3 protein-coding genes are annotated in these 4411 nt (G+C 66.0%); 2 read left to right on the forward strand and 1 reads right to left on the reverse strand.

The genetic code is table 11. The features are described 5' to 3' along the window. Positions 1 to 602 precede the first annotated feature (602 nt). Positions 603 to 1550: a hypothetical protein gene (locus PKE44_RS15505; protein ID WP_324552881.1), complete on the forward strand. Its 948-nt coding sequence runs from the start codon at positions 603 to 605 to the stop codon at positions 1548 to 1550. Between the two features lie 41 nt (positions 1551 to 1591). On the opposite strand, the gene PKE44_RS15510 is transcribed toward PKE44_RS15505, so the two are convergent. Further along, a complete protein-coding gene (locus tag PKE44_RS15510) occupies positions 1592 to 3349 on the reverse strand; it encodes a sigma-54 dependent transcriptional regulator (RefSeq protein ID WP_324552884.1) in 1758 nt (585 codons plus the stop codon). Positions 3350 to 3387: 38 nt separating this feature from the next. Between PKE44_RS15510 and PKE44_RS15515 the strand changes: the two genes are divergently transcribed. Then, on the forward strand, positions 3388 to 4410 hold the full coding sequence (locus PKE44_RS15515) for a sulfate ABC transporter substrate-binding protein (RefSeq protein ID WP_324552888.1): 1023 nt from the start codon (positions 3388 to 3390) through the stop codon (positions 4408 to 4410). Position 4411 lies beyond the last annotated feature (1 nt).

Genomic DNA, 4411 nt, shown 5'->3' on the forward strand with positions numbered 1-4411 from the left:
CGCATATTCCGGAGAAGCATAACGCAGAGCGGATGAGTTCGCGTTCCGGCTGGATGCGCCACCTGCTGGAGGAAGGCAGCCACTTCGGCGCTTGACGACGGGCGTTGGCGGTTTGCGTTCATGGGTGTCGGGACACAGGCATCACCAGCCCGGAAGACGGTCGGTTCAAGGCTTCAGGGAGCCATGACACGGACTGTATCTTGAGCCTAATAATGTATATTATGTCAAATACGCTAGAGATGTCATGAAACCCGATTTTCCTCGATGCCGACGACCGGGATGCTGACGACCGGATCATGTTCCCCTTTCCACCAGGAGCACCCAGCTCACCTTCCGGTTGTTTTCGAGCCGCCTCCTGCTTTTTCGAACGCCTTCAACCCCTGTGCATCCGGTCGCCCCTTGCACTGCTCGGTCCGATGATCTTCCAGAGGCTGGAATCCATGTGGATGCGAATGTCGATGCAATGGCTGGTCTGCGTTGGATTTCTCTTGCTGACGTTGTATGTGTCTTGTCTAGAACTTGGGAGGATTTCTGAATTTCGGGTGATTAAAAATATGATGATATAATTTCACACCATCAAGTTCCTGCCGTAGGCTGTGCCCATGTCTGACCATCCGCCCGTCGATGCGGTCCTGCGTATCGAACTGCTGGAGCGATTCCGGCAACTGCATGAATCTCTGGATGCTCTGGCAACTGCCATCGAAGCTGACCAGGATCGGGCCGCGTGGCTGGATGAGGCACCGGTCACCGAAATCCGCACGCGCGCAGCGACGCTGATCCGGGATATCTGGTATGGCGATGAAGTCGAGGATGCTCGCATGACGGTGACCTCGATCGGGCTGATCGGCTGCTGCGCCGAAACGCTGACGCTCGCGCAGGCTGCAAATGCAGCCAAGGATGCCTTCAAGACCGTCGTGCTGCAGTTTCGCGGCAAGACCAGCGAACGTAACCGGGCACTGGCCGAGATGCTCGAAACCTGGCATGCCCGCGATCCCGATCTGGCCCGTGCCCTCAGCGCCGGCGGCATCGGTCGCGTGCATCTGGTCCAGGCGTACCGGCATGTGCCGGTGCTCGATGAAACACCGGTGCGGGTCGGTTTTTCCTATGCGAGCAGTGCGCGGGCAATCCGGGCGCTGACGCGCGATCAGGCACTGGAACTGGTCGAGGCCTTGCCGGACACACACGCCGCCCGCGCCGTGTACCGGCAGATGCTCAGCCAGTATCCGGACAGCGAGCGCTTTGCGCAGATGCGCAACCTGGCGCCGAATCTGGTCGCCAATCTCGTGTTCCGGGATGGTTATGGCGAGGAAGAACGCCTGCGGCGCGGCGTAATGGTGCGGGTCCGGACCGAGCAGGTACGCCGCAAGCTGCTGCACGTGCATCTGCCGATCCTGTTCCCGCTCGCAGCAGGCGCTCCCCTGCCCGCTCACCCGGCCCGCGGCCCGCAGGTTCGCAGCGCTGCCAGCCGCCTGCTGCGCTCGGACCGGCGCATCGACGGTCCGCCGCTGATCCCGGCGCTGCGGCTGTACCGGTATCGCGAGCCGGACTGAGCACCGGTCGTGTCGATCAGTCGTGCCAGACCATGCCGGCGTCAGTGCGGACGGAACTGCGCCGGGTCGAGACCCAGCTTGCGCATGCGGGCGCGAAGCGTGTGCGGATTGATGCCGAGCAGCAGTGCCGCGCCATGGCGACCTTCGAGGCGGCCATGCGTCATCTCCAGTGCGCGGGCGATGTGGGAGCGCATCGCCTCGTCGAGTGTCGTCAGTGTCCCGGGCGCACCGGCCATCGGGACAGGAGACGGGGACAGGCCGGCAGCGACCGGCTGCAGCAGGGCCTGCACCCGCGGTGCGCCCAGCGCAGTGGCCACATCCAGCGACCGCCCTTCGCCGAGCAGCAGGGCCCGATCGATGACGGCGGCGAATTCCCGGACATTGCCGGGCCAGTCATAGGCGCTCAGCAGGGCGACATCGGTCCCGGTCGGCTGCACGACCGGAAAGCCAAAGCGGTGCGCGGCGCGGCGGGCGAAATGGGCCGCCAGATCGGCGAAGTCCGCCTTGCGCTCCCGCAAGGGCGGCAGCAGCACCGGAAACGTTGCGAGCCGGTACCAGAGATCTTCGCGAAAGCGCCCCGCCAGCACCATGGAAGGCAGATCGCGATGCGTGGCGGCGACCACGCGCACGTTGACGTGCAGCGGGGTTTCACTGCCGATGCGGTTCAGCGTGCCGTCCTGCAGCACGCGCAGCAGGCGTACCTGCGCGGCGAGCGGCAGTTCGCCGATCTCGTCCAGGAACAGCGTGCCGCGATCCGCCTGCTCGAACCAGCCACGCCGGGCTGCAGCAGCGCCGGTGAAGGCGCCACGTTCGTGTCCGAACAGCTCGGTATCGATCAGATCCGGCGGCAGCGCCCCGCAGTTGACGCGCACGAAGGCCTGGCCGGTGCGCGGCGAGCCCTGGTGGATCGCACGGGCGATGACCTCCTTGCCCGAGCCGGTCTCGCCGAGGATCAGCACCGGCACATCGGTCGCCGCCACCATGCGCACGCGCTCCAGCACCGGCCGCAGCCCGCCATCTGCGCCGACGATGGTTTCCGTGCTGCGCACCGGCTCGCGGTCGCGCAGCTGGCTGACGAGTTCGTGCAGCCCGCTCAGTTCGCTGCGCACGTCCTGCCAGTCGAGCAAGGTGCGCAAACCCGCCGCGATGCGCGCCAGACAGCCCCGCAGGCCGGGTCCGATCCCGGCTCCCGCCCGCAGATGCAGCAGCGCCAGCGCACTGTGTTCTCCGGCAGAGCCGGCCAGTCCCAGTGCAGCCATCGGCCCCGCGCCGGACACGAGATCGGCGCGCGAGGCCGACAGCGTCGGCAGGGCCTTGAGCCAGCGCGGCCGGCTGCGGCCGTTGGTCGTTTCGATCGTCGAGGCGGCACACCAGCTCGTCAGTGCACTGAGCTCGGCAGCCGGCAGCGGGCAGCGCGAGGAACGGGTTTCGTCCGCAGCCTCACAGCGCCAGCCACGCAGCTGCTGATTGCCGGCATCGGGAATCAGCAGCTCCAGCGCGGTGACCGGCAGGGCCCGGCCCAGGATGCGCGTGATGTCCGGCAGCACGACATCCAGCCGTCCGGCCGCCGCCGGGCGGGCGACGAACTGCCAGAGGTCGAGCAAGGCCAGCAAGAGGGCTTGCGTCGGTTCATCGGAAGGATGAGGTTCGAGCATATTTGACGGATATATCAGTAAATAAGATAGATACCAGAATATATGACGGATAAAACAGCATGAATATTCATATGGAATATTTTGTTTTGGAAAACCCATCATCGAGTTATTAAAAATCGCGAAGTCGGCACGCCGTTTGCTCATCCCACCGTACCCGCTCTTTCCGCTTCGTACGGTGATCCATGACTCTCCTGCCCTTGCGCGCCGCCCTGTTCGGCTGGCTGTCGGCCTGCTGCCTCGCCGGCAGCGGCAACGTGAATGCCGCCGATCTCGAACTGCTGAATGTTTCCTACGATCCGACGCGCGAGCTGTATCAGGCCTATAACGCCGCCTTCGTGCGCGAGTGGCAGGCCGGGCATCCGGGCGACACGCTGACGATCCGCCAGTCCCATGGCGGTTCCGGCAAGCAGGCGCGCTCGGTCATCGACGGGCTCGCCGCCGATGTCGTGACGCTGGCCCTGGCCGGTGACATCGACGCCGTGGCCAGATCGGGCCTGATCGCCGGCGACTGGCAGAAGCGCCTGCCGCACGCCAGCACGCCGTACTACTCGACGATCGTGTTCCTGGTGCGCAAGGGCAACCCGAAGGGCCTGAAGGACTGGGGCGATCTGGCACGGCCCGGGGTGGCGGTGATCACGCCGAATCCGAAGACCTCCGGCGGTGCCCGCTGGAACTACCTGGCGCTGTGGGGCTGGGCACTCCGGCAGCCCGGCGGCAGCGAGGACTCGGCCCGGGCCCTGCTCGAAAAGGTCTTCCGCAACGTGCCCGTGCTCGACACCGGCGCCCGCGGCTCGACGACGACCTTCGTGCAGCGTGGCATCGGCGACGTGCTGCTCGCCTGGGAGAACGAAGCCCTGCTGGCGCTGAAGGAATACGGCAGCGACGCCTTCGAGATCGTTGTGCCGAAGACCAGCATCCGGGCCGAGCCGCCGGTGGCGGTCGTCGACAAGGTCGTCGAACGACGCGGCACGCAGGCGCTCGCCGATGCCTACCTGCGCGGGCTCTACGAGCCGGCCGCCCAGCGCATCGCGGCCGAGCATGGCTACCGGCCCACCGATGCGGCGGTCGCCGCCGAATTCCGCGCCCGCTTCCCGCAGATCGAGCTGTTCGGCATCGACGACTTCGGCGGCTGGAGCGCCGTGCAGAGCAAGCACTTCGCCGATGGCGGCGAGTTCGACCGTCTCTACCAGCCCGGCAGCCGCTGAC

Source organism: Plasticicumulans sp. (genome assembly GCF_035331805.1).
Classification (GTDB): Bacteria; Pseudomonadota; Gammaproteobacteria; order Competibacterales; family Competibacteraceae; genus Plasticicumulans.

Excerpts from the sequence above, each read along its gene's own strand:
- PKE44_RS15515 (WP_324552888.1), top strand. The coding sequence starts at position 3,388 with ATGACTCTCCTGCCCTTGCGCGCCGCCCTGTTCGGCTGGCTGTCGGCC.
- PKE44_RS15505 (WP_324552881.1), top strand. The coding sequence starts at position 603 with ATGTCTGACCATCCGCCCGTCGATGCGGTCCTGCGTATCGAACTGCTG.
- PKE44_RS15510 (WP_324552884.1), bottom strand. The coding sequence starts at position 3,349 with ATGAGCAAACGGCGTGCCGACTTCGCGATTTTTAATAACTCGATGATG.